This is a genomic window from Frateuria sp., from assembly GCF_035943815.1.
Lineage (GTDB): Bacteria > Pseudomonadota > Gammaproteobacteria > Xanthomonadales > Rhodanobacteraceae > Frateuria_A.
Window position 1 is genome coordinate 15,997 of the sequence record NZ_DASZBU010000011.1, and the last position, 22,401, is coordinate 38,397.

Sequence of the window (22,401 nt, forward strand, 5' to 3'; positions counted from 1 at the left end):
GCTACGGCCGGCATCCCTCACGGTGGCAGAGAGGTGACTGTCCATGCTCAGTTGCGTCGTGCGGCCCCTGCTCTTTGCGGGTGCCTTGTTGGCCTGTGCTTCCGTCTGTCATGCGGGCCTCGTTTCGCCCCGTCGACTCCTGGAAGTAGCCGACATTTCAAGCCCAACGGTATCGCCGGACGGACGCAGCGTGGCGTTCCGGGTCGAGCGTGCGTCGGTGGCGCGCAATACCTACGACACTGTCTGGTACGTGCAGGGCCTGAGCGATCCGTTGCCGAGGCGCATTGCCGATGGCGGCGTTCCGCTACGCGACTCGGCGGGCGAATCGCTGCCCCCCGAGGTGGTGTGGTCACCCGACAATCGCTGGATTTTCTACCGCGCCTTGGTCGACGGAAAGATCGATGTGTGGCGCGCGGCGGCGGATGGCTCCGGCTCGGAACCTTTGACGCATGACGCGGCGGACGTGCGCGATTTCGCCTTGGGCGAGGGCGGCCGTGTGCTCAGGTACAGCGTCGGCGCGACCCGAGAGGAGGTCCGGTCGGCGGAGCGGGCCGAGTACGACCAGGGCATCCACATCGACGATTCCGTGCCGATCGGCCAGGGCCTGTTCCGCTCGGGCTACGTCAGCGGGCGCATGGCAACGCAGCGCTTTAGCAAGGTCTGGTTCGACCGTCTCCCACTGCTGGCCGATGCGCCGGATCGCTGGACAGAGATCGATATTGCCACCGGGGCGAGCCGGGCGATTGCGGTCTCGGCTGTACCTTCCGTGCCATCACTAGCTCCGGACAAGGTCGGTGTCGATGGAGATCCGTGGAAGTCACTTCGCGAGCCTCAAGGCGACAGAGTGGCCTGGCTCACGCGCATCGGCGATCGCAGGGGCCAGCAACAGCGCCCCGATGTCTTGCTGTCCGCTTTGCCGCGCGCGCATGCAGGCCGGGCCGTTCGCTGCGTTTCGGCACTGTGCACGGGCAAGGCCATCACTGCGGTTCAGTGGCGCCCGGACAGCGACGAAGTGCTGTTTACCGTCACGGATCCTCGCCAGGGATTGGCGCAGTCGATCCTTCGATGGAACGTGGCAACCGGCGAGGTTCGCACGGTTGTGAAGACTGCAGGATTGGTCAACGGTGGACGTGATCCCACATGGAACTGTGGCGCATCGGCCGATGCGCTGGTGTGTGTAACGGCGGAAGCCGATCGTCCGCCGCGGCTGGAGAAGGTCGATCTGGAAATCGGCAAACGTCTTGTGCTGTTCGATCCCAATAAGGCGCTAGCCCAGGACATTGCCGACGTCGCGCCCGCGCGTTTGCTGCAATGGCAGGACAAGCGGGGCGAATGGTTCACAGGCCAGTTCTATTCGGCGCGGCGCGGTGGCGATGGGCCAGCGCCGTTGTTCATCACTTACTACAGCTGTCCTGGCTTCATACGCGGTGGGGTAGGGGACGAGTGGCCGTTGGCCTCGCTGGCGCAGGCTGGCATTTCGGCGCTATGCATCAACCGACGCCCTGGCTACACGATGGATGCGGTCGCGCGATATGGAGAGGGACTGGCAGCGGCGGAGAGCGCGGTCGAACGGCTGTCCAGGGAACACGAAATCGACCGTGCGCGAGTCGGCATGGGCGGATTGAGTTTTGGCGCCGAGGTGACGATGTGGACGGTCGCCAACTCGGGCCTGCTGGCGGCCGCATCGGTCGCCACGCCGGTCGTGTCGCCCTTCTACTACGTGATCGGCAGCATCAAGGGAAAAGCCTTCCGCAAGGGCTTGCGGGAATTGTGGGGGTTGGGGTCGCCAAGCGAAACGCCGCAGCGCTGGAGCGTGCTCTCACCAGCATTCCAACTGGACAAGATCCATGCGCCCATTCTCTTCCAGCACTCCGAACAGGAATACATGTATGCGCTGGACTACGAGATTCCGCTCATACGCGAGCAACGGGCAGACCTCTACGTGTTTCCGAACGAGCCGCACCAGAAGTTCCAGCCTCGGCACAAGCTGGCCGCGTACAACCGCAACCTCGACTGGTTCCGCTTCTGGCTGCAGGGACACGAGGATCCGGATCCAGCAAAGGCCGAGCAATACGTACGCTGGCGCGCTATGCGGACGAACTTGCGGATGGAGCGCGGGCCACGAGCGGGCCACTGATTTGCGCGTCATTCCCCAATCGCAGGGCGATATCCGGGGTCCAGCGTCTTCAAGGTTCGAGTCTTAAGAGCGCTCGGGATTTCGGCCCCCCCGAGAATGATAGCCACCCGAGGCTTTTGCGCTTCCCCGCTAGTGCTGATGGCGGATCCAGCTCTCGGCAGCGCACAAGTCGAATATCCGCATGAACCGGTCGTCCCGGGCGGCCAGGTCGCGGTCGAAGAACTTCCGTAGGGCATCGGCGTCGAGAAGCCCTTTCCCCTCGAGCTGGCCCGTCAGCAGGTACTCCCTGAGGAGGTTCTTGTTCTGGCGGTAGACCGCCCCGGAGTAATTCATGAAAGTCCCTTTGCTCCGGCGATGCAGGATATCCGGGGGCAGGGTGTCCCCGAACGCGTCCCGGGCGACAGCGCGATTTCGACCCTCGGCAATCCACATCCAGCTTGGAACCCTCAGGCAGGCTTCCAGAACAGGCTGGGACAGCAGCGGCATGCGCAAATGTCGCCGTGCGCCGCGCGCCAGCCCGTCCCTGAAGACCTGGGTGCCGGCGAGATCGAAGATGCGTTCGCGGTCTCCGGGCAGCGCGTCGCGTGGCGTAGCAAACCAGGGGTGGGGTTCGAGCATTTCATGCGCGAGCGTGGCGGACAGGAACGACACGTCCGGCTTTCGCGGTGGCTTCGGCGGAGCGAGCAGCTTCCTCAGAGCCAACTTGCCCGCTTTCCAGAAGGTGCATTGATGGAGTTCGGCGAGGTTGCGGACCGCACGGATGCCCGCGATCGTTCCGCGCTCCCTGAGGGCATCGACAGCGGGTGCCGCGGTCCGGGTGTAGCAGAAGACGGTATCGCCGCCACCGCCGGAGAAGAAGCTGTTGACGCCAAGTCGCGTGCCCATCGCCTCGCTCAGTTCATTGGCGGCGTGCTGCAAAAACCAAGTGCTCGGGGCGACCGTGTCCGGAGGCGGGCGAAAATCGAGCGGCGTTCTAGTGAAGCCGAGCCGTTCGACATGAAGCTCCACATCCAGAACATCCGCCATCAGCGACGCGTATCTCCGTTCGTCGGCGCCGGGTACAGGCGTGACCAAATTGCAGCACGCCACGCGCGCGGTCGTGTCTTGAAGGCAAGAGGCCACAATGGAGGAGTCCAATCCCCCGGAGAGCTCCAGCAGAAGAGATTGATCCGTGTCAGCCCACCGCTTCACCGCGAATGACACGGCGCGGCGAACATCGATCTCAGCTTGATGCCGATCGCGGTGCCTGCATTGCCGAGAGACAAAGGTCCATGGAGACCACGCCAATTCCGTAGAGTGCCGGTTTCCACATAGGTTGAGCTGGCAACCGGGTAGTAGTTCGCGCAGGTCGACAAGGCCGGTGCGGCCAGCCTTATGGTGTGGATAAACCAGGTTGTTGCGGATGAAGTCCCAGTCGATCTCCCTGCTGTAAAGGCCCAACTGCGTCGCGATCGATATGTCGGAGGTGATGAAACGCTCGCGAAGCGAATAGATGCAGTTGACACCGCCAGATGGGTCGCGCATGACCGTAGCGGCATCGGAGCCGTCTCCGGGCGGATGAAGCAGCAGGTATTCGCCCCAGAACTCCTCCATGAGGAACTCGGCAAGCTTGTGTCTGGCAGGAAGATTGGATAGATCCAAACTCTCATCTGGAGTCTTTCCCTCGCGAGGGAAGATGTGGCCGATCAGCACGCCACCGGATGCCAGCGAACGTACAGGCGTGTCTTCGGCGGTATACAGATCGATGCGCCCCAAGGTTAGGCGGTGTTGAAGCCCAAGCGCTCGAAGCCTCTCTCCGTCGCCGCTTCCCTGGCAACGCCCGTCGAGCAAGGCGATGTATCGATACATCACACGACCCGTATCGGTGTGTGAGAGGCGACATTGCCGACGGTATCGTTCAGGACGAGGTCGTCGACCTGCACCCAGCAATGCGCTGAGAAGGGATCGATGGCGATGCCGAAGACGACGTGCGTGGGGACTCGTCTTCTGAGCAGGAATCTCGCCATCGCAATGGAATCCAGCAGGCACCGCATTTCGATCGGTACGTAAAGTCGCGCACGGCGAAACGCAGCGGCCGCATCCCAGACGCGCCGCTCTGGAAATTCTGCGAGCGGCTCGCTTCTCGCTGCCTGGGCGTGTCTATCCGCCGTAAGGCCATCGAGGATGCTCTTGAGAGTGGAGATCTTCAGGGCTATTCGCGTGACGAGGACGGTCACAAAAACTTCTATCAGTTCGGACACGCGAAGATTCCGCGACTGGCTTGTCGCCTCCATGGCGCTGCGGGTGGCTGGCTTGGCGTCTGGACGGCTGCCGGCCGCAATGTCCGTTTGCTCAACCAGAATGGAGCGTTTGATCAGATCGCTCCTATCGGTGTCCGAACATCCCGCCCCATCCAGATACGCGGTCAGCGCCTGCTCCAAGGGGCATGGCAGATGGAAGTAGCGATCCTTGCCGACGTCCAGGAAGACCAGTCGCTCACCTACCCGGCAGTACGAGAGGTCGTCTCGCAAAACATAGTGAGCCATTCGTTATCCCCCAGAAAAAAAGGGACGCGCCCTTCGGCGCGTCCCTTGGGCTTTAGTCTTGCGAAATGCCCATGGGGGCGAAGCCACCGATCACTTCGTTCGTCAGCGGCCCGCCCTTCGTCTCCGCGCTGGCGATGCCGAGCTCGATGACGTCTTCCTGCGCGTTGGTGCGAGTTGCGTTGTCGTTCGTGTTCATCTCAGTTCTCCTGCTCACGTCATGGCGGTCCCATGACGCAGGCAGCGTACGAGGCGAAAAATTTGGTTCTCAAATGATTTTTGCGCTGTCATTTGAAGATTGTTCGGGAGCGTGATTTAGGTCCCGCAATGTGAGCATGACTCGAAGCATCTTGCGATTCCGCCGCGCCGGATTAACATCCCTCGCTTGAGGGAACCGGCCACAACAATACGGCTCCAGTGGCGTACTGCTTTGGCCCCCCGCTTCCAGGCTCAGAGATTCTTGACGTCCATCGAAAGTCGAAATTTCTTGCTGGAGACCGGATCCTTGTACGCTCCGGCCCAGGAGCCAACCATCCGCTGACATGGAGTCGAGCTATGGATGCGATCCACTCCAAGAGCGTCTTCGTGTACCGGCAGGTCAGGCGCGCCCTGCGATCAGGGAGCTATGCGCCCGGGCAGCGAATCGATCCGGCCAGGCTCGCCGCGGAGTTCAAAACCAGCCCCACGCCGGTCCGGTTCGCGCTGTATCGCCTGGTCGGCGAAGCCCTGGTCGTCGATCACGCCCGCAGCGGATTGCATGTGCCCTTGTTTACCGAAGTCGCCCTGCGCGATCTCTACGATTGGATGGAATGCCTGTTGTTGATGGCATGCGATATCGGCGCGGCGCCGGCAACTCGAAAACCGGAGCCGCTGGAAATTTCCGCCGATGGCGATCAGGTCAACCTGACCTGGCAATTGTTCGACGCGATCGCCCGCGCGACGTCCCACACGTGCTTGCACCAAGCGGTGAAGCAGGCCAACGACCGGCTGGCGCCGATCCGTCGGGCGACGCAAGGCTTGTTCGACCGCGGCCTCGAAGAGCTTTCGCAATTGCATCGGCTTTGGCAGGCCAGCGACATGCCGGCCTTGAAGTCTGCGGTGCGCGAGTACCACGAGCTCCGGAAGCAAAGGGTTCCCTATATCGTGGCCCTGTTGAGCGACCGCGGCGATTACCTCAACTAGGCGCCGTCGCGCTCCTTCTCCGGCGGGCGTGCAGCGCTTGCTCGGCGCGCGGCCCGGTACCCGACTGCGAAGGCGGACGGCTCGCGCTAGGATGCCCCGGCGACGCGGTCACCCCTGCGGCCGTCATCGCCCCTATCTCCCGACAAGGAACGCCATGAGCACGCATCGCGCAACACGGCGGAGTGCCCGCCGATGACCTTGCTGCACAACGAGGCGCCCACGACCGTCGATCCGGTCATCGTGGTCGAGGGCCTCACCAAGACCTACGCAGGCGGTTTCCAGGCGCTGAAGCCGATCGACTTGAGCATCCGACGCGGCGAGATTTTCGCGCTGCTCGGCCCCAACGGCGCGGGCAAGACCACGCTGATCAGCATCATCTGCGGCATCGTCAACCCGGGCGACGGCTCGATCACCGTGGACGGCCACGACGTGGTGCGGGATTTCCGCGCCACTCGTGCGCGCATCGGCCTGGTGCCGCAGGAGCTGACCACCGACGCCTTCGAGACGGTGTGGAACACGGTCAGCTTCAGCCGCGGCCTGTTCGGCCTGCCGCCCAAGCCGGCGCACATCGAGCAGGTTCTGCGCGACCTGTCGCTGTGGGAGAAGCGCAACCACCGGATCATGACGCTCTCCGGTGGCATGAAGCGCCGCGTGATGATCGCCAAGGCGCTTTCGCACGAGCCGAGCGTGCTGTTCCTGGACGAGCCCACGGCCGGCGTCGACGTGGAACTGCGCCGCGACATGTGGAACCTGGTGCGGCGCCTGCGCGACAGCGGCGTCACCATCATCCTGACCACGCACTACATCGAGGAGGCCGAGGACATGGCCGATCGCGTAGGCGTGATCAACAAGGGCGAGCTGATCCTGGTGGAGCAGACCGCCACGCTCATGCACAAGCTGGGCAAGAAGGAGCTCACCCTGCATCTGCACGAGCCGCTGGCGGCGATCCCGCCCGCGCTCTCCCGCTACCCGCTGGCGCTGTCGACCGACGGCACCGACCTCACCTACACCTACGACACCCAGGCCGAACATACCGGCATCACCGCCTTGCTCGGTGATCTCGCCGCCGCCGGCATCCGCTTCCGCGACATCAGCACGCGCCAGAACTCGCTGGAAGAGATCTTCGTCGACCTGGTGAGGAGCCGCTGATGAACTGGTACGCCATCGCCGCCATCTACAAGTTCGAGATGGCCCGCACGCGGCGCACGCTGATGCAGTCGATCGCCTCGCCCGTGCTCTCGACCTCGCTGTACTTCGTGGTGTTCGGCTCGGCCATCGGCTCGCGCATCACTTCCGTGGAAGGGGTGAGCTACGGCGCCTTCATCATTCCCGGGCTGATCATGCTGTCGCTGCTGATGCAGAGCGTGTCGAACGCCTCGTTCGGGATCTACTTCCCCAAGTTCACCGGCACCATCTACGAGATCCACTCGGCGCCGGTGTCGTTCGTGGAGATCGTCGCCGGTTACGTCGGTGCGGCCGCGACCAAGTCGGTGATCGTGGGTTTGATCATCCTGGCCACGGCGCGGCTGTTCGTCGACTACCACATCGCCCATCCCCTGCTGATGGTCGCGTTCCTGCTGCTCACCGCGATCACCTTCAGCCTGTTCGGTTTCATCATCGGCATCTGGGCGGACAACTTCGAGAAGCTGCAGGTGATACCGCTCCTGGTGATCACGCCGTTGACCTTCCTGGGCGGCAGCTTCTACTCCATCCACATGCTGCCGCCGCTGTGGCAGAAGGTGACCCTGCTCAACCCGGTGGTCTACCTGGTGAGCGGTTTCCGCTGGAGCTTCTACGACCTGGCGGACGTCGGCGTCGACGCCAGCCTGGCGGCGATCGCCGGCTTTCTCGTCGCCTGCCTGATCGCCATCGGCTGGATCTTCCGCACGGGCTACAAGCTCAAGAGCTGAAGCGGGCGCGCGATGCTGCCGGGCAGGTCCTCGACTGCCCGCTGCATTACAAGAAGCGGATTACCTGATACCCGGGCGCTGCAGCATGGCGGCAGCGCGGAACGGAAGCAGCCCAGGAAAGTCAGGCATCCGGCCAGCACGCGACGTAACTTGCATCCCGGCATCGACAGAACAGGCCAATGGCGAGTGATCGACGCGGGGCCGTGACTGGCTTGGCAGTATTCCCTCGTCCTGCCTTGGGATAGGCGCGGACGCGGTACTCTTCGCACTGGTGCCATGCCCAAGCCCGGGGTCCGTCGATCGTGAGTTGTCGCAAGTGAGCTTCAGTGTGCGTGACGGGCTTGATGCGCGCCATGGATGAGCGCAAGGGTGTTCCCGGCTGGATGGTGGCCGCGTCCGTGGCGTTGCTGACCGTGTTTGCCCTGGCGTCTTCTTATGCGTTCCGGCGCACGCCGCCGCCGATGGTCAGGCTGCAGGAGCCGCCGCCGGCTCCCCCGGTGCTGTTCCCGGTCCAGGTGTGGCTCAGCACGGCCGACCGCCGGCTGCGCCTGGCGCGCCAGCCCGACGTCGAGATGGCCAGGCACGAAGTCCAGCCGGGCGACGTGATCGTCGATACCCACAGCACCTACCAGTCCATGGTCGGTTTCGGGGCGGCGCTGACCGACGCCTCGGCCTGGCTGCTCCAGAACCGGATGGATGCGCGGCAGCGCGGCGCCTTGCTGCACGAATTGTTCGGCCCACCGCCGGGACTGAATCTGGACATGACGCGGCTGACCATCGGCGCGTCGGATTTCTCGCCGCAGCCCTACACCCTGGACGACCTGCCCACCGGGCAAGTCGACCCGTCATTGGAGCACTTCAACGTCACGGCCAATCTGCGCGACGTGATACCGGCGGTGCGGGAGATACTGGCGATCAATCCACAGCTGCGCATCATCGCCTCCCCGTGGAGCGCGCCCGCATGGATGAAGTCCAGCAACAACCTGATCGGCGGGGACTTGCTGGGGCAGTTCGAAAGCGCCTATGCGGACTACCTGGTCAAGTACGTCGATACCCTGCGCGGATACGGCATCCCGATCTTCGCCCTGACCGTGCAGAACGAGCCAGGCTTCGTGCCGGAGACCTACCCGGGCATGGCGTTGCCCGCGGCCGCCCGGGCGCGCCTGATCGGCCAGTATCTCGGCCCGGCGCTGGCGCGGCGTACGCCCAGGACGCTGATCCTCGGCTGGGACCACAACTGGGATGAGCCGGGCCAGCCCTCGACCGTGCTTGGCGACCCCGACGCCGCGCGCTACATCAGCGGTATCGCCTGGCACTGCTACAGCGGCACGCCATCGACGCAGGGCGACGTCCATCGCGCCTACCCGAAGAAGGACGCCTACATCACCGAGTGCTCGGGCGGCGATTGGGAATCGGCGCGCAACGGCGAATTGATGTGGTTCGCCCGCGACCTGCTGCTGGCAGGCGTCCGGCAATGGGCGCGCGGGGTGGTGTACTGGAACCTGGTGCTGGACGATCAGCACGGCCCGCATTTGGGCGGCTGCGACCTGTGCAAGGGCCTGGTCACCATCGATTCGCGCACCGGCGAGGTCAGCCGCAATGACGAGTACTACGCCTTCGCGCACTTCAGCCGGTTCGTGCCGCGCGGGGCCGTGCGGGTAGGCTCCAGCGAGCCGGACCCGCAGATCAACGACGTAGCCTTCCAGGACCCCTCCGATGGGACGATCACGCTGGTGATGGTGAACAGCCATACGGACGCGCGTCGCATCGCGGTGTCGGAAGGCCAGAGCCGCTTCGAGTACGAGCTGCCGGCGCAGAGCGTGGCCACCTTCGTGTGGAACCAGGACCCTGCGCGCGCGTGGCTGCACCGGTTCCTGCGCTGGCTGGACATCCGCCCGACCATCCGATGATGCTCCGGCCAGCCTGATAATCCGGGAGCCGGCAGTCGAGCCATGAATGCCGTGCAGAGGCGAGGCTTTCTCTGTTGAAGGCAATGGGCACCGAAGGCTTCGTTCCGATAGGCGCTTCGCGCCGGCCGGCAGTGCGTATTCCTGCCGCGAGGGCGGCGCTAGGACTCGGCCGTTTCGCTGGCTGTGCCCAGATGCATGCCGCGCGAGGCCGGCGCCGACAGGCGCGATCCATCGGATACGGCCGACGGCATCGTCTCGACCGCCTCGATGTCGGCGATGACACGATTGCGTCCCCCGCGCTTGGCCCGGTACAGCGCGGCGTCGGCCTCCATGCACAATCGCTGCAGCACGTAGCCGCAGGTGTCGGTGGCCGCCACGCCCACGCTGGCGGACACCGAGACCGTTCCGCCGTTCATGGGCGTACTTTCGATGGCCACGCGGATGTGGTTGGCCGTTTCCATGCCTTGCTCGCGGGAGCATTCCGGCAGCAGGATGCCGAACTCCTCGCCGCCCAGGCGGCCGAACAGGTCGACCGGACGCAACTGCAGCCGACAGATCGCCACCGTGCGCCTGAGCACGGCATCGCCCGCCGCGTGGCCATGGGTGTCGTTGACCTGCTTGAAATGGTCAAGGTCGATCAGCACCAGGCAGGCGTGGGCGCGCCGCTTCTCGAGCAGGCGCAAGGCGCGGTCGGCCTCGCCCATGAAGTGCTGGTGGTGGACCGTGCCGGTGAGCCCGTCGAGGCTGGACAGCTTCTTGAAGCGCAGCTGCGAGCGCTTCAACCGGAACAGCCACAGCACGATCGAGGCGATCACCAGCAACAGCAGCGCGATGTACAGCCGGCTGGTTTCCATCGCCTTGGTCGCCAGCGCCTGCTGCAGGCGCAGGATGCTGTTCTGCTTGCTCAGCGCCTCGGTCTCGAGCTTCTTGGCCAGCACGTGCTGCTGCACCACCTGGTAGGCCAGGGCGCGGGCACTGACGTCGTCGAGGTAGCCCTTGTCCTGGGCAGTGTATTTTTCGTAGTAGGCAAGTGCCGCCGCCGCATTGCCGCGCTTTTTTTCGATCCTGTACAAAATCTCGTAGGCGGCCTTGAGCCATTCGTTGATGTCGTCCCGCCCGCTCATGGCCACCGCCGCGAGCGCGGCCTTTCCCGCTTCATGGTCGTTGCCTAGTTTTTCGTAGGCCTCGGCGCGCTGCACGTGTGCGGACAAGATTTGTGGCTGGTATTGGCCGGCGCGGATACTGGGGGCGATCTGGTCGAGTTCATCCAGCGCCTGGCGCGGCTGGTTCTCGTTCAAGAGCAGGCTGACCTGAATCAGTCGAAGCGCGTTGGTGACGATCGGCTGGTGCGCCTGGCTGCAGATTTCGATGCCCCGCATGAGTTGTGCATCGCTCGAGGCTAGCCGCTTTCCGTCATAAAGCGCCGCCAAGCGCATGTAGACCGGGCGGCATGGAGACTCTCCTGCCGGCAAGGTTTCTTCGGCTCTTTGCGCATACTGGACTGCGAGGTCCACCTGTCCGGCCAAGGCCAGCATCTGCGAGAGGTTGATGAGGAGAACGAAGCGCCCCTGGGTGTCGGTCAGATGGGAAAGCTCGCCGGTTACCCGGTTGGCCAGCTCGAAGGCCTCCTCGTAGCGCCGGTTAATGCCCAGATTGCTTAGAAGCAGTGCCGAGGCCTTTGCTACCAGCACGGTGTCTCCCGAGTGATCGATTATCTCTCGAAGCTGGGACTCCGACTTGGTGTATTCCCCCCGGTACATGATTTCCCAGGCTTCGAGATAACGCAGTCGCCATTGCTCGGCGCGGGACATGGCCGGTGCCTGGCGACGGGCCTGGTCGAGCATTTGCACAAAGCGCGGGTGGTCTTCCGTCCGCAGACGCTCCGCCTGTTCGAGCAACCTGGAAGAGTCCGTGATGCTTGCTTTGGCGTGGACCGGCTGAGTCAGCACACACCAGACTAGGGCCGCGAGCACCGGCCATAGAAGGATGTGGCTTCGTAGTCGGAGCATGTCCTTCTGATCCGATCCCCGTTCGGCAATGGTCAGCTGCGTTGATGCGGAACAGCCGAACCCAGAGGCTCTTCCTCGTCTTCCTGTTCGGGTTCTTCTTCCTCGCGGGCAGGCGTCTGGATAACCTGCGGCACCTGGTTCAACCTACTGCCGAGTAATGCGGACAGTATCGAGCTGTCGCCTTGCGCTACGGCCGAAACCAGCACCTCGTGCGCATGCTCGCGTTCCAGTAGGCTCGCCAGTTCATTAGCCGATGCATGGCGCAGCGAGGCACTGCGGCCGATGGTTTCGAGTGTCTCGATCGTGTCTGCCATGGTTATCCCCCCGTATTCGATATATTGGAAAGCGTTCGCCAGGGTTACCGATCACTCAGACGAAGCCATGCTATGTGTTTATGGTTTAACCGCCTCCGGCCAGCGAAGGCGGTTCCGGTAGTCATGCGAGCGCACTGGCCGTGTCCAGTTCATCGAGCGCTTCGAGCCGCGCATGCATGGCGACATTCGCTTTCAATGCATAAGCCGGTGGAAGGACGACCGTTTCCTCGGGCGTCAACGGCGCCTGGGCCAATTCACTCAAGCGCAGGCGACGAATCCTAGGTTGATCGATGGGCAGAGTTGCTGCGCGGTAGACGATAACCGGATGGTCGAGGGGGTAGTCCCTCCCAAGCAACTCCACCAATAGCTCGCGATAAGCCGAGCCGGTCTGGAAACGTACGAGCGAGCGATCGCCCACCAATCCCACCTGCCACAACACCAGATACCCAGCCGGGTCGATGCGGCGTTCATAGAACAGCAACTGGCTCGCCTCGAAGTGCTGGCAGCCGTAGCGGCCGGGGTCGATGCCGAGGTCGGCGTAAAGGCAGTCCTCGGCGGAGATGCCGGGCTCCATGTGCGCCTCGTAGCCTTCGGCGCGGGCCATCTCGATGGCCTTGTGCGGCGACCAAGCGAAGATGCCGGGGTGCCCGTAGAAAACGCCGCAGACCCGCTTGCCGGCGCGCACCTCGGTCATCATCAGCTCGACCCACTCGCGGTAGGTCTTCATGCGCGACTTGCCCTTCGCGTAGTAGGGCTGCAGGCTGCGCACGTCCGGGTGCATGCGTTCGAGCCACAGTTCCACCACGCCGTCGGACAGGCCGGCGAACACCACGTCGGCCTGCTCGATGTGGCTGCGCGCCAGCGGCGTCAGGTGGGACCCCAGCGTCATCCCCAGGCCGACACAGGCCAGGCGGCCGCGGCGGGGGCTCTCGGGTGCAGGCAAAACCGGTGTGTTCATTGCGTGATAGTAGGGCAATTTTTACAGGCTCACGCGGGCCTCAGACCTCGCCTGCCGCGGTCATGGTCCAGCCCGGTGCTAGAGTGCGCCGCCTCGATGCCCACCTCACAGCGAGTGACGCGATGACCTCCCCCGCCCCTAATCCGATCGGCACGCCCGGCGTTCCCTGGGGACCGGCCGAAGTGGCCGCCTGGCTGGCGCGCCAGGCCCGGCAGCGCAGCTACGAAGCACAGGTGCTGCATGCGGTTGACGCCCTTCGCCCGCGTTTCGACGTGATCCCGTACGGCCGCCTGGACTACCATCCGGATAGCTACCCGCTGCTGGCAATCAGGAGCCGCGACTGGCGCGAGGACCTGCCCTGCGCGCTGGTGACCGGCGGCGTGCATGGCTACGAGACCAGCGGCGTGCATGGGGCGCTCGAGTTCGTCGACCGGCACGCATCGGCATGCGCGGGGCGGATCAATCTGCTTGTGGCGCCCTGCGTGAGTCCCTGGGGCTACGAGCGCATCCATCGCTGGAACGCGCTGGCGATCGATCCCAACCGCTCGTTTCGTGCGGACAGCCCGGCGCCGGAATCGGCCGCGCTGATGGCTTTGGTCGAGCCGCTGCGCGGACGCGTACTGGTGCACGTCGATCTGCATGAGACCACCGATACCGACGAGTCGGAGTTCCGCCCGGCGCTGGCCGCGCGCGACGGCGTGGCCTACGTACCGGGCGAAATCCCCGACGGCTTCTACCTGGTCGACGACGAGGATGCGCCGCAACCGGCCTTCCAGCAGGCGGTGATCGAGGCGGTGAGCAAGGTCACCCATATCGCGCCGGCGGACGCCGAGGGCCGGATCATCGGCTCGCCGGTGGTGGCGCCGGGGGTGATCCGCTATCCGCTGCGCCGGCTCGGGCTTTGCGCGGGCATCACCGACGCGCGCTACAAGACCACCACCGAGGTCTATCCGGACAGCCCGCGCGCCAGCCCCGAGCAATGCAATGCGGCGCAGGCTGTGGCGGTGTGCGCGGCGATCGACTTCGCGCTGGCGCACGCCTGAGCGACGCGTGGGCGCCCCGGCTCAGTGCCTAGCCGGGTTCCACTTCAACACGGTGATCACCGGGAAGTGGTCGGACGGATAGCGCTCGCCCTCGTGGGTGGTCACCGTCTCGTAGCGGGTGGGCGTGAAGCCGCGCACCAGGATCCAGTCGATGCGCCGGTCGGGCGTGCCGGTGAAGTTGTGGAAGGTCGCCTCCGGCCCGACCGGATGGGCGACGGCCTCGCGCGCATCGCGCAGTCCCTTGGTCAGCAGGGCGTGGGCCTCGCTGGAAGGATCGGTGTTGAAGTCGCCGGTGATCACCACCGCCGCGTCGGCCGGTAGCTTCGCCACGCGGTCGTGGATCTCCCGCGCGGCGCGGGTGCGCGCGTCGGTGTCCTGGTCGCGGTAGGGAAAATGGGTGTTGTAGTAGTAGAAGCGGCGGCCGCGACGATCCTCGAAATGCGCCCAGGTGACCATGCGCGGCAGCGGGTGGCCCCAGCTGATGCTGCCGGGCACGTCCGGCGTATCCGACAGCCAGAAGTTGCCCGAGTCGAGCAAGCGCAGCCGGTCGCGCCGGTAGAACACCCCCATGTGCTCGTCGCGGTCGCCGCCGTAGCGGCCTTCGCCGAACCACGCGTAGTCGGGCAGCTTGCCGACGATGTAGTCGCCCTGCAGCTTGTAGAGCTCCTGCGTGCCCATCACGTCGGGGTGCTGCTCGCGGATGGTCTGCACCATCAGGTCCCGGCGACGTTCCCATCGGTTGGGGCCGTCGCTGGCGAGCGGCAGGCGCACGTTGAAGCTCATCACGCGCAGCGTCTGCGCGGGCAGCGGCCCGGCCAGGGCGAGCGCGGCGATCAGGATCAGCCACAGGCGCATGGGATTCTCCGGCAGGGGGAAGTCGTGCCCGCAACAGGGTAACGTGTGCGGGCGCGCTGTGGCGTCTGGTGTGTGAGGTGAACCGATGGTCCCGATGAGAACGGCGCGGCTGGTCATCCAGCCGTTGGGTCTGGACGACGATGCATTCGTCCTGCGGTTGCTCAACGAGCCGAGCTTCATGGAGAACATCGCCGACAAGGGCGTGCGCGACCTGGACGGCGCCCGTGCCTACCTGCGTGACGGGCCGCTGGCCAGCTACGCGCGGCACGGCTTCGGGCTCTGGCGCGTCGGGTTGGCAGGGGATGGCACGGCGATCGGCATGGCCGGGCTGCTGAAGCGTGATTACCTGGACGGCATCGACATCGGCTACGCGTTCCTGCCCGAATACACCGGCCAGGGCTACGCGCTGGAAGCGACCCGCGCCGTCATGGAACACGCCCGGCAGCTGTCGGGCGTGCGTGGCGTGCTGGCGATCGTGAGCGAGCACAACGTCCGCTCGATCGGCCTGCTGGGCAAGCTCGGCTTCCAGCCTGACGGCAGCGTGCGCATTCCCGGGTCGGACGAAACCGTCCGCCGGTTTGCCGCGACCTTCGTATAGGTCGCGCGGGGGCGCCTAGGACTTCTTGCCGCCGCCGTCCTGCTTGTTCACCGTGGCCCAGGCAATACGCTCGGCGGATTCCTGCGACTTGCCTTCCTTTTTCTCGCTTTGCTCGATGTGTTGGGCCTGGCGCTTCTGCTTGTCCGTGTAGGAGGACTTGTCACCCTTGGGCATGGCATGGCTCCGTGGTGGGGTGAACGGACGCTAGCGCGCCGGGGGTGAATGCGGGGTCGCCGCGGGCCCAAGGCGAGCGCACAGGCTCAAGCCGGCCAATGGGTGAGCTTGCTTGTGCTTCAGGTGGCCGCCTACACCATAGAGGCACCTGCACCGCTTCGTGTCTCCATGCTCTTCATTCTCGTTGGCCCGGCGATGGATGCCCGGCTATCACGCCTGCCTGCGCAGGATCGCCATGGCGGCGCTGGCCTTCCTGGGGCCCCGATGTGCCGGCCTCAACCGCTGGCCGCAAGGCGCGCGCATGCGTAAGTGGCTGCGTCCCCTCGGCCTAGGCCTGGCCGGGCTTCTCTGCATCGGCCTGGCCGGGCTCACCGTCGGCAACGTGCTGCCCGAAGGGCATGGCCTGGCGCAGGCGCCCAGCCACGTCGCGCCGGTACAGAGCGACGGCTTCCGGCGCGAGGCGGTGGCGCTGCTGGACAGCCCGGTGACGCAAGGCGACGCCGTGGCCGACCTGCAGAACGGCGACGCCTACTTCCCGGCGATGCTCGCCGACATCCGCTCGGCCCGGCACAGCATCGAGCTGGAAAGCTACATCCTGCGTCCCGGGCATATCGCGCAGACCTTCGTGGCCGCGCTTTCCGAGCGCGCGCGCGCCGGGGTGAAGGTGCGCATGGTGGTCGACTGGATGGGTTCGCGCGGCAACGAGGCGGACGCCGAGCGATTGCGCGCGGCCGGCGTGGAATTCCGCTTCTTCCGCCCGCCGCGGTTGGGCGACCTGGACCGCCTGAACAAGCGCACCCACCGCAAGCTGATGGTGGTGGACGACCGCATCGCCTATACCGGCGGCATGGGCATCGACGATGCGTGGCTGGGCGATGCGCGCAACGGCACGCAGAAGCGCGACATGATGTTCCGCATCCAGGGGCCGGTGGTGGCCCGCATGCGCGGGGTGTTCGAGGAAAACTGGCTCGCCACCGGCGGCAAGCCGTTGCCGGCGTTCGCTCAGGCGGCCGCCGGGCCGCCGGGCGATCTGCCGGTGCAAGTGGTCGCCAGCGCCGACCGCGTGGGCGACTACAAGTCGCAGCGGCTGTTCCTGCTCGCCATCGCCGGCGCGCGCCGCTCGATCGACCTGCAGGCGTCCTACTTCGTGCCCGACGAGCCGGCGCGCCGCGCGCTGATGGCGGCGCTCGCGCGCGGGGTGAAGGTGCGCATCATCGTCGAAGGCGACCATGTGGACGGGCATATGGTCGGCGACGCCTCGCGCACCTACTGGGGTCCGTTCATCGCCGCGGGGGCGCAGATCTACCGCTACGGCCCGTCGCTGTTCCACAGCAAGCTGATGATCGTGGACGACTACCTCACCATTGCAGGGTCCGCCAACTTCGACAGCCGCTCCTTCTACCTCAACGACGAGGCGAACATCGTGGTCTACGACGGCGGCTTCGCGCGGCACATGGACGGAGTGTTCGAACGCGACCTTGCGGTCTGCGGCCTGGTGTCGCTGGAGCACCTGCACGCTCGCCCCTGGTCGCAGCGTCTCAGCGATAGGTTCTGGGCCAGCTTCGCCTCGCAGCTCTGAACTCGCCTGGGTTTGATCCGCCTGGGCGCGCGGCCGGCTAGAATCGCGGCTCGTTCGGTCCGGCCACGGCGGCCGGGCCTGCCCAGCGGAGGAGACGGCGATGGAAGAAGGGATGAAACGGTGCCCGGCCTGCGCGGAGCTCATCCAGGCCGCTGCGCACAAGTGTCGCTACTGCGGCACCGACCTGGACAGCTACGTCGCCGCGCACGAGGCGACGGTGGAGCAGACGCTGTTCTCGGGCCACCCCCGGGTGATCTACAGCTTCGGCCAATACGTGCTGGCGGTGTGTACGCTGGGCCTGGCGCTGCTGGTCTACTGGGTGCGCAGCCTCAGCATCACCTTCATCGTCACCACACAACGCGTGCAGGTCGAGCGTGGCCTGTTCTCCAAGGCCAAGGACAGCCTGGAGCTGTTCCGGGTGGATCACTTCGACGTGCTCAAGCCCTTGGGGATGCGCGTGCTGGGGCTATGCCAGGTACACCTGCATTCGTCCGATCCGGGCATGTCGTCGGTGTACCTCTACGGCATCCCCGGCCTGGAGGCGATGGCCGACACGCTGCGCGACTGCTCGCTGCGCGAGCGCGCCCGCAGGCGCGTGCTGCCGATGGAGCAGATGTAGCCCTCGAGCCGATACTGGGGGTAATGCGGCCGCGTGGATCCTTTCCCGTTTACGGGGGAAGTTGCCCGCAAGGCGGATGGAAGATGCCTTGCTTAGGCCCGCCAGGAGCACCCCATCGTCTTGCCGGTACCTGTTCGTGCTTCGCAGGGAAAGGCACGGTGGCGGGTGCACGCTGGCGGCGCCTTACGTAGTCGGCAACTCGCCCAGCGACGCTGCGATCCTGCCCACTTCGGCCAGCACCATGCTGCGCACGGTGGCGTCGGCCGCGGGCGCGACGTAGTAGGCGGCCACCAGCAGCGGTGGCCGGTGCGGCGGAAAGAGGATCGCGACATCGTTGCTTTCGCCCGCGGGGCCGCTGCCGGTCTTGTCGCCGGCGCTCCAGCCGGCGGGCAGGCCGGCGCGCAGCCGGTCGGTGCCGGTGAGGCAGCCGCGCATCCAGGCCAGCAATCGCTTGCGGGACGCGTCCGACAGTACATCGCCGAGCAGGATGCGCTGCAGCGCATCGACCGCGGCATCGGGCGTGGTGGTGTCCCGCGCATCGCCGGGCTGACCGACGTTGAGTTCCGGCTCGGTGCGGTCCAGCCGGGTCACCGTATCGCCCAGGCCGCGGGCGAACGCGGTCACCGCCTGCGGGCCGCCCAGGCTGGAGAGCAGCAGGTTGGCGGCCGCATTGTCGCTGACGGTGATCGTCGCCCCGCACAGCTCGTCCACCCGCATGCCCGGTTCGCCGGTGTGCAAGCGGGTGATCGGCGAGTGGCCGAGCAGCGCATCGCGGCCGAATGCCACGCGGCGCTCCGGCCGCTCGAGTCCGTGGTCGATGCGTGCCAGCACCGCGGCCACCGCCAGCACCTTGAACGTGCTGCACATGAGGAAGCGCTCGCCGCCGCGATGGGCGATCCGGTGTCCGCCGCCGGTATCCAGGATCGCCACACCCAGCCGTCCGCCATGGCGGCGTTCCAGTGCGGCGAGGCGGACGGCCGGGTCCGTCCCGGCGGCGCCACGCGCGGCGTGGGCCAGCGTGGCAGGCAACAGGGCGCCCAGCAGGCTGCCCTTGATGAAGTCGCGGCGTTTCATGGCTTGCCACCAGTCCCGAACAGTGGCCCCCGATGATGCGCGAACCGTGGGCCGATTTGCGGCTACCGGACGGGCGCCGCCCGGGCGGCCATCGCACCGCCGGGAAGGAGGGGCGAGGCTGGGCCTGCCCACGGTACATCACAGCATCCGGCCATACCGCGCGGGCAACACGGATCACTTATGCTGATATCCGGGGTGAAGGGGCCATCATCAACCGGCAGTCCAGCGGTTGCACCAGGAGGGTATGCACATGAACAGGGCTCGGTTTTTTTTTGCTGTGTCGATAGCGCTGGTTGCACCAGGCACGTTTGCGCAACAAAGCCATACACAGCAGGATCCGTCGATTGAGCGGATGCGCCGCGAACAACAAAACATCGACCGCATGACGCAGAACAACAGCAGGCGGTTCGAAAACGGCGATCGCCAGTCCTGGCTCCGCTCCATGGACAACCTCGTCAAGTTGCGCGCCAAGCTTGCCGAGGCATGGCAAACCATGGGGATGTCACCCCAGGGAGCCAAGCTGGTCGCCGATGCCTATGACCCGGAGCGGGCAGCGCACCTGCATCGCACGAGCCTGCGAGGCAAAAGCGGTCAGGAGGTCGCGCAGCTGCTGCAGGCAGCGGTGAGGGAAAAGCGCTACCTGGCCGCCGACCAGATGCTCATCGAATACCAGCAGCAGAAACTCAGTATTCCCGAGTCCGGCAATCCACGCACCATGGATTGAGGCATCCGCATGGATGCCAGCTACCGGCGCACGTAATCCTGCGCCGGTCGCTCGCCTTTCTGGCGCTGGTTGTCCTCGCCGGTATCGTTTCTGGCATCGCCGCCGGCCGTGGTATCGGCGGGCCGTTTGGGCGCTTCGTTGCCAGGGTGGCCGGCAGCATGTTTCTTCTGCTCGTCCCCCGTACCCTTGCCCGGACGCGATGTGCTCATGGCCATTCTCCTTGGAAACATCGCGCCATTGTCGGCATGGGCATGGAAGAGCGCGTGAGCGGTGGTGGGCGTCATCGACGGGGCCGCCCGGACATGCGCTTGGCTTTTGGGCGGGCGGTCACACTCCATGTCGCACCGCTCCCGCCATTTTCATCTGTCCGTGATGCCGACCCGTCCCACCATGGGCCCGGTCCAGGCAGAGGAGCATGTCGATGGCATACCTCGTCGGAGACATCGTGGTGGTCGGTTCCTGGGTGGTTCCCCCGCAAGGCCGCGGCTTCGTGGGGCAGTTCGCCCTGTTGCGCGCCCAGCCTGGCCTGCCGGTGATCCGCACCGGCACCGTGGATGCGGGCGGGCCGTTCGACGACCTGTTCGAGGCGGCCGAGGCCGGCTGCCAGGCGGGTATCGAAGCGGCCAAGGTGCGCCAGGGCGACATCGCGTTGATGCCCATTCCTTATCCGCCCGGTCCCCTGTCGGTCTGACCCCGGCCAAGCTGCTGGCTTTGCGGGCGAGCGCCGCAGCCATGGACGAGTCTGCTTGCGTTCGCGCGCGCCGGCCGCAAGATCGGCTGACCATCTAAGAGGAACCCGCCATGCAGCACACCCATCATGAGCGCACGTTCGAGGACAGCGGCAAGCAGTTCGTGGCCATACTCAACGAGCAGCCCGACGGCCTGCTCAGCGTCACCGTGCGTCTTCCGGACGGCACGATGCGCGTGGTGCCCGGCGAGCACTTCGGCGACGAAGACCAGGCGATGGCGGCTGCCAGCTCGTTCGCACACGAGCTGGTGGGGTCCTGCTGAGCAGTGCCAGCTTCCAGGCCATGACCGACCAGATCGAGCTCGAGGACCTGCTGCACCTGGCCCGCGTGGCTGAGGGGCGCGGCGCCTCGCTACCTGAGCCTGCGGTGGTGCGATTGATGCGCTGGGGACTGGTCCGGCGCCCAGAGCACGTCTGCGAAGGAGCGCCGGCGCTCGAGCTCACCCCCGAAGGCCTGGCGCGAGTGCGTTCGAGCGACCAGTAGCGAACGAAAGGCTCCCATGGTGGCATCGGACCGAGCTCCGGCGCCGACGGCAAGCAAGGCGGGCACGGCCGTTGCCGTGGCGATGACCGAGCGCGTGCGGGAACTTCACCGCAGGGGCCTTAGCTTGTCGATGCACAGGACGGGGAAGACGCCGTCAGCACTCGTGTCCATGCCAGAGCCACGCGCTTGAACGCCAAGCATCTGATCCAGGCCAATGCCAAGACCGAACGGGTCCGCTACGACGGGTTTCGGGCGTTTCTGCTCGGCCGCCAGCCGACCCGGCGGCTCGCCGACGCCTTCGCGCGGCAGATCGTCTCGCGCGGCGAGCGCGAGCGTTACGGGTATGCGCGGGATGCCGTCGAATCGGCTATCGCGCGGGACTTCTACTATTGGGTGTGCGAATCCTGACGCCGCCGGGCAAAACGCAAGGCATGGTCAATGACGGCTGCGCGCCAGTTCCGCGGCACGGCGTTGCTCGGCGCGGCGCCTGTCCTGCGCAGCCATCAACACCTGGCGGCGCGTGGGCGGGACGGCAGGTGCCTCGTCAGGGACGAGGCCAAGGTAGCGTCCAAGCCGGATCGCCTGCTGGCGCCACTTGGCGGCAGGCCATGAGCTGTGGGTGGTGAATTGTGCGTGGATCGTCATATGCACATCCTGGCCTGGGCTGGCCGTGGCGGCGCGCGGATCGCCACCTCGGAGCACCAATGTGCAACGGCAGGTGTTAGCTGGCCGTAATGCGCAGGCTATGGCCGCGACGAGGAGGCTGCTGGCCTCGTCGACGCTGCCCTGACGGCGCCGGCGCGACACTGGGTTTCGGATCAGCAACCGGATGAGTGCCATGGGCGACGAACACGACCAGCGCGGGCGACGCCCGGCCGCAAGCCCGATGGCGCCTGATGCAGAGGGCAAGACCGCCGGGTCCAACACGCAGAGCCAGGGCGGCATCAGCCGCGAAGTGGCGCAGGCGGCGCGCGAGGATTTCGATCCGTCTACCGGCCTGCCCGGCGGGCCACTGGGCCGGGCCGATTCGCCTCGGATGTCGCCCGACCAGGGCGGCGGCAAGACGCCTTCGGACGGCCGTGCGCACCATGGCTTCAGCGGCGATGACGGCACGCATTTGGCTACCGGCAGCACTGGCACGCCAGCCTCGCGCCAGAGCGGGACCGCGGCCGACCTTGGCGCGCAGCAGGACCTGCGGCTCCATGCCAGCCCGAGCGATCCGGCCGAGCGCACCACCGGTGGCGACTCGCCCAATCGAGGTGGCATCGCCGGCTCGCCCGGCGGCCCGACCCGCGTGGCGCCGGCGCGCATGCCTGGCGAGGATGCCGACGAAGGCGTGGTCCAGGGCGGCCAGAGCGGCAACGATGCCCAGCAGGACCAGCAGATCTGACATACCGGCGGTGCCGCGTATCGCCTGGCCGTAGGCAAGTCGTGCAGGCGGCGTGTTCATGCTCTGCACATCCGTGAACCGCGCACATCCTCGACGCGCTCCGTCCCGGACAAGTCAGGCAAGCGCAAGGTTGTGCGCGGACCGCGGTGCTACGGTCAGACGTTCTGGGCC

25 protein-coding genes and 1 pseudogene are annotated in these 22,401 nt (G+C 66.0%); 15 read left to right on the forward strand and 11 right to left on the reverse strand.

The annotated features are described in order from the left end of the window. Positions 1-43 precede the first annotated feature (43 nt). On the forward strand, positions 44-2,137 hold the full coding sequence (locus VGU65_RS07185) for an Atxe2 family lasso peptide isopeptidase (protein WP_327474147.1): 2,094 nt from the start codon (positions 44-46) through the stop codon (positions 2,135-2,137). A 129-nt stretch (positions 2,138-2,266) separates the two neighbouring features. On the opposite strand, the gene VGU65_RS07190 is transcribed toward VGU65_RS07185, so the two are convergent. Genes VGU65_RS07190 through VGU65_RS07200 form a run of 3 tightly spaced genes read right to left on the reverse strand, consistent with a single transcriptional unit; the run spans position 2,267 to position 4,858 of the window. Beyond that, on the reverse strand, positions 2,267-3,985 hold the full coding sequence (locus VGU65_RS07190; protein ID WP_327474148.1) for an asparagine synthase-related protein: 1,719 nt from the start codon (positions 3,983-3,985) through the stop codon (positions 2,267-2,269). Further along, a complete protein-coding gene (locus VGU65_RS07195) occupies positions 3,985-4,662 on the reverse strand; it encodes a lasso peptide biosynthesis B2 protein (protein WP_327474150.1) in 678 nt (225 codons plus the stop codon). Before VGU65_RS07195 ends, VGU65_RS07190 begins: the two co-directional genes overlap by 1 nt. Before the next feature lie 52 nt (positions 4,663-4,714). After that, complete coding sequence (locus tag VGU65_RS07200; protein ID WP_327474152.1) at positions 4,715-4,858, reverse strand: benenodin family lasso peptide; 144 nt, start codon at positions 4,856-4,858, stop codon at positions 4,715-4,717. A 356-nt stretch (positions 4,859-5,214) separates the two neighbouring features. On the opposite strand from VGU65_RS07200, the gene VGU65_RS07205 reads away from it, so the two are divergent. The 4 genes from VGU65_RS07205 (at position 5,215) to VGU65_RS07220 (ending at position 9,661) form a co-directional block, all read left to right on the forward strand. Continuing rightward, the gene (locus VGU65_RS07205; protein ID WP_327474154.1) at positions 5,215-5,841 is read left to right on the forward strand and encodes a GntR family transcriptional regulator; all 627 of its coding nucleotides are present in this window, start codon (positions 5,215-5,217) and stop codon (positions 5,839-5,841) included. Positions 5,842-6,033: 192 nt separating this feature from the next. Further along, on the forward strand, positions 6,034-6,990 hold the full coding sequence (locus tag VGU65_RS07210) for an ABC transporter ATP-binding protein (protein WP_327474156.1): 957 nt from the start codon (positions 6,034-6,036) through the stop codon (positions 6,988-6,990). Further along, positions 6,990-7,751: an ABC transporter permease gene (locus VGU65_RS07215; protein WP_327474158.1), complete on the forward strand. Its 762-nt coding sequence runs from the start codon at positions 6,990-6,992 to the stop codon at positions 7,749-7,751. Before VGU65_RS07210 ends, VGU65_RS07215 begins: the two co-directional genes overlap by 1 nt. 353 nt (positions 7,752-8,104) lie before the next feature. Next, positions 8,105-9,661, forward strand: a complete 1,557-nt coding sequence (locus VGU65_RS07220; protein WP_327474160.1) for a glycoside hydrolase family 30 protein — start codon at positions 8,105-8,107, stop codon at positions 9,659-9,661. A 158-nt stretch (positions 9,662-9,819) separates the two neighbouring features. On the opposite strand, the gene VGU65_RS07225 is transcribed toward VGU65_RS07220, so the two are convergent. From VGU65_RS07225 to VGU65_RS07235, 3 genes are all read right to left on the reverse strand, one after another. Next, positions 9,820-11,559 (reverse strand): tetratricopeptide repeat-containing diguanylate cyclase, encoded by a 1,740-nt coding sequence (locus VGU65_RS07225; protein WP_327474162.1) that lies wholly within the window; start codon positions 11,557-11,559, stop codon positions 9,820-9,822. A gap of 143 nt (positions 11,560-11,702) precedes the next feature. Further along, positions 11,703-11,984 (reverse strand): hypothetical protein, encoded by a 282-nt coding sequence (locus VGU65_RS07230; RefSeq protein ID WP_327474164.1) that lies wholly within the window; start codon positions 11,982-11,984, stop codon positions 11,703-11,705. A 121-nt stretch (positions 11,985-12,105) separates the two neighbouring features. Then, positions 12,106-12,942 (reverse strand): SAM-dependent methyltransferase, encoded by an 837-nt coding sequence (locus VGU65_RS07235; RefSeq protein ID WP_327474256.1) that lies wholly within the window; start codon positions 12,940-12,942, stop codon positions 12,106-12,108. A 122-nt stretch (positions 12,943-13,064) separates the two neighbouring features. Between VGU65_RS07235 and VGU65_RS07240 the strand changes: the two genes are divergently transcribed. Beyond that, a complete protein-coding gene (locus tag VGU65_RS07240; protein ID WP_327474166.1) occupies positions 13,065-13,985 on the forward strand; it encodes a M14 family metallopeptidase in 921 nt (306 codons plus the stop codon). Positions 13,986-14,006: 21 nt separating this feature from the next. Here VGU65_RS07240 and VGU65_RS07245 read toward each other — a convergent pair whose 3' ends face one another. Then, positions 14,007-14,840, reverse strand: coding sequence for an endonuclease/exonuclease/phosphatase family protein (locus VGU65_RS07245; RefSeq protein ID WP_327474168.1), 834 nt, complete (start codon positions 14,838-14,840; stop codon positions 14,007-14,009). A gap of 85 nt (positions 14,841-14,925) precedes the next feature. Between VGU65_RS07245 and VGU65_RS07250 the strand changes: the two genes are divergently transcribed. Continuing rightward, positions 14,926-15,438, forward strand: a complete 513-nt coding sequence (locus tag VGU65_RS07250) for a GNAT family N-acetyltransferase (protein WP_327474170.1) — start codon at positions 14,926-14,928, stop codon at positions 15,436-15,438. Positions 15,439-15,456: 18 nt separating this feature from the next. On the opposite strand, the pseudogene VGU65_RS07255 reads toward VGU65_RS07250, so the two are convergent. Next, positions 15,457-15,612 (reverse strand): annotated as a pseudogene (locus VGU65_RS07255) (HupB); the annotation flags it as partial. A gap of 301 nt (positions 15,613-15,913) precedes the next feature. Between VGU65_RS07255 and VGU65_RS07260 the strand changes: the two are divergent. Both VGU65_RS07260 and VGU65_RS07265 read left to right on the forward strand, forming a co-directional pair. Further along, positions 15,914-17,191, forward strand: coding sequence for a phospholipase D-like domain-containing protein (locus VGU65_RS07260; protein WP_327474172.1), 1,278 nt, complete (start codon positions 15,914-15,916; stop codon positions 17,189-17,191). Between the two features lie 112 nt (positions 17,192-17,303). After that, positions 17,304-17,810 (forward strand): PH domain-containing protein, encoded by a 507-nt coding sequence (locus VGU65_RS07265; RefSeq protein WP_327474173.1) that lies wholly within the window; start codon positions 17,304-17,306, stop codon positions 17,808-17,810. A gap of 183 nt (positions 17,811-17,993) precedes the next feature. Here the strand turns inward: VGU65_RS07265 and bla are convergent, their stop codons facing one another. After that, positions 17,994-18,884 (reverse strand): class A beta-lactamase, encoded by an 891-nt coding sequence (bla, locus tag VGU65_RS07270; RefSeq protein WP_327474175.1) that lies wholly within the window; start codon positions 18,882-18,884, stop codon positions 17,994-17,996. A 250-nt stretch (positions 18,885-19,134) separates the two neighbouring features. On the opposite strand from bla, the gene VGU65_RS07275 reads away from it, so the two are divergent. Beyond that, on the forward strand, positions 19,135-19,608 hold the full coding sequence (locus tag VGU65_RS07275; RefSeq protein ID WP_327474177.1) for a hypothetical protein: 474 nt from the start codon (positions 19,135-19,137) through the stop codon (positions 19,606-19,608). Between the two features lie 20 nt (positions 19,609-19,628). Here VGU65_RS07275 and VGU65_RS07280 read toward each other — a convergent pair whose 3' ends face one another. Continuing rightward, a complete protein-coding gene (locus VGU65_RS07280; RefSeq protein ID WP_327474179.1) occupies positions 19,629-19,817 on the reverse strand; it encodes a hypothetical protein in 189 nt (62 codons plus the stop codon). Positions 19,818-20,029: 212 nt separating this feature from the next. Here VGU65_RS07280 and VGU65_RS07285 point away from each other — a divergent pair, with 212 nt between their 5' ends. The 4 genes from VGU65_RS07285 to VGU65_RS07300 all read left to right on the forward strand — a co-directional run bounded on the left by VGU65_RS07285 (position 20,030) and on the right by VGU65_RS07300 (position 21,248). After that, positions 20,030-20,299: a hypothetical protein gene (locus VGU65_RS07285; protein ID WP_327474181.1), complete on the forward strand. Its 270-nt coding sequence runs from the start codon at positions 20,030-20,032 to the stop codon at positions 20,297-20,299. A gap of 110 nt (positions 20,300-20,409) precedes the next feature. Next, entirely contained in the window at positions 20,410-20,619 is a 210-nt protein-coding gene (locus tag VGU65_RS07290) for a hypothetical protein (protein WP_327474183.1), read from the forward strand. A gap of 20 nt (positions 20,620-20,639) precedes the next feature. Then, entirely contained in the window at positions 20,640-20,840 is a 201-nt protein-coding gene (locus VGU65_RS07295; protein WP_327474185.1) for a hypothetical protein, read from the forward strand. Between the two features lie 186 nt (positions 20,841-21,026). Next, positions 21,027-21,248 carry a hypothetical protein gene (locus VGU65_RS07300; protein ID WP_327474187.1) on the forward strand — a complete coding sequence of 74 codons (222 nt, stop codon included), beginning with the start codon at positions 21,027-21,029 and terminating at the stop codon, positions 21,246-21,248. A 27-nt stretch (positions 21,249-21,275) separates the two neighbouring features. Here VGU65_RS07300 and VGU65_RS07305 read toward each other — a convergent pair whose 3' ends face one another. Further along, positions 21,276-21,485 (reverse strand): hypothetical protein, encoded by a 210-nt coding sequence (locus VGU65_RS07305; RefSeq protein ID WP_327474189.1) that lies wholly within the window; start codon positions 21,483-21,485, stop codon positions 21,276-21,278. A 193-nt stretch (positions 21,486-21,678) separates the two neighbouring features. Here VGU65_RS07305 and VGU65_RS07310 point away from each other — a divergent pair, with 193 nt between their 5' ends. Continuing rightward, on the forward strand, positions 21,679-22,230 hold the full coding sequence (locus tag VGU65_RS07310; protein WP_327474191.1) for a hypothetical protein: 552 nt from the start codon (positions 21,679-21,681) through the stop codon (positions 22,228-22,230). Positions 22,231-22,401: the final 171 nt, after the last annotated feature.